Below are 252 nucleotides of genomic sequence, written 5' to 3' on the forward strand. Positions count from 1 at the left end.
AGTCAGCTTAGTAAAATATTTAACTTTCTGGAACTATCAGACTTGCAGACCACCCCAAAAAGCTATACTTAACGACAGGTCATTTTGGACTGGTGTTTTGAGGACTTTTTACGCCGGTGATGACATAAATCCGTTTCAGGTCGCTGGCGACGCATTTACGGTCCTTGTAGGAGACGTATTTCAGCGAGTTACGTACCTGATGCACAATACACAGCTGAACCTGAGCCATTGGGAACACGGTGTTAATCGCTT

Annotated in this window: 1 pseudogene; it reads right to left on the reverse strand. The window is 44.4% G+C overall.

Features of this window, described 5'->3' with window-relative positions:
* Window positions 1-115 precede the first annotated feature (115 nt).
* Window positions 116-252: pseudogene (locus AK963_RS31665) on the reverse strand (transposase); the annotation flags it as partial.

This window comes from Endozoicomonas atrinae, from assembly GCF_001647025.1.
Lineage (GTDB): Bacteria > Pseudomonadota > Gammaproteobacteria > Pseudomonadales > Endozoicomonadaceae > Endozoicomonas > Endozoicomonas atrinae.